This window comes from Allorhizocola rhizosphaerae (assembly GCF_003426775.1).
In the GTDB taxonomy this organism is placed as follows: Bacteria; Actinomycetota; Actinomycetes; order Mycobacteriales; family Micromonosporaceae; genus Allorhizocola; species Allorhizocola rhizosphaerae.
Genome location: NZ_QJUG01000470.1, coordinates 1 through 1496, shown reverse-complemented (window position 1 = coordinate 1496; position 1496 = coordinate 1). Strand labels below are relative to the sequence as shown.

Below are 1496 nucleotides of genomic sequence, written 5' to 3'. Positions count from 1 at the left end.
CGTCCCCTGGGAGGAGCGTCCCCTGGGAGGAGCGTCCCCTGGGAGGAGCGTCCCCTGGGAGGAGCGTCCCCTGGGAGGAGCGTCCCCTGGGAGGAGCGTCCTCGGAAAATATCCTTCGTTATGCGAATAGACCTCGCAAGGGACCTTCAGTGATTCTTTGACATTCGTTATAGTCGCGCCGTGAAGCCTTAACGAATGAGAGGTGCACATGAGCAATGAACCCCTCGAAGGCGGCCAAGCGGGTGCTGGAGGAGGCCACGCGGCCTTGCCGTCAACGGCGGCGGGCGGGAGGCCGAGGCGAGACGCCCGCGGCCACGAGGTGCAGCGCAGAACGATCCTGGCCGCAACGGCCGGGCTCATGGTGGCGCCGTGGGTCGCGGCCGGGCGGGCCTTCGCCGCGCCCCCGAAGATCTACATAGACCCGGGGCACGGCGGCACAGACGCCGGCGCGGTCGGCAACGGCCTGCAGGAGAAGGCGCTCACGCTGGCCATCTCCTTGCAGCTGCGCGACATTCTCCGGGCAAACTGGACGGTCGACATCCGGATGTCGCGCACCAGCGACATCACCCGCTCGCTGGACTACCGCACCAGCGACGCGAACGCTTGGGGCGCAGACCTTCTGGTCAGCGTCCACATTAACGCCGGCGGCGGTACCGGATTCGAAAGCTATCGCTATCCCACCGCAGACGCCGCAACCGTCCGTCTGCACCAGAACCTCCACCCCCGGATTCTGGCGGCCATGCGCTCGGTGGGCTCGGTCACCGATCGTGGCCTGAAGACGGCCAACTTCCACATGCTGCGTGAGTCCAACATGCCGGCCGTGCTCACCGAGAACCTGTTCATCGACACATTCGCCGACGCGAACCTGTTGAAGAACTCGGCCTTCATCACCGCGACCGCCCGTGGTCACGCCCAGGGCATCGCGGCCTATCTCGGGCTGGGCGACCCGCCCCCGTCCTACACGACCACAGTGGACAACGCGACGGCCGGCCGGTTCACGGCGAGCGCCAACTGGGGCACCTCGACGTTTTCCAGCCAGCGCCACGGCGTGGACTACCGCTACGCCAACCCGGTGCTGGCCAGCGACCCCGCCTGGTTCAAGGTGAACATTCCGGCGGCGGGCAACTACCGGGTCGAGGTCTGGCACGCCTCCGACCCCGGCTACAACGCCTCGGCCCCGCACATCGTGGTCACCGCGAGCGGCAACCAGACGGTCAACGTCGACCAGCGCTCGGGCGGCGGCGCCTGGCGCTCACTCGGCACGTTCAATTTGGCCGCGGGCGACTACAACCTGGTCGGCGTGAGCCGCTGGACAAGTGCCGCCGGATATGTCATTGCGGACGCGGTCCGGGTCAGCCGCGTCTAAGCTGACCATGTGAGACGCCGGGGGTTGCTTGCTGGCATGGCCGCGGCTGCCCTCGGCGCGTGCGGCAGCAGGCCTGCCGCGCCCCCGGCGACCGAGCCCGGGGCCCCGCCGACCGCCGCCGATGACGCCG

At 68.6% G+C, this 1496-nt stretch carries 1 protein-coding gene; it reads left to right on the top strand.

From position 1 onward, the window contains the following. Window positions 1-208 precede the first annotated feature (208 nt). On the top strand, window positions 209-1366 hold the full coding sequence (locus DM816_RS41845; RefSeq protein WP_211589093.1) for a golvesin C-terminal-like domain-containing protein: 1158 nt from the start codon (window positions 209-211) through the stop codon (window positions 1364-1366). Window positions 1367-1496: the final 130 nt, after the last annotated feature.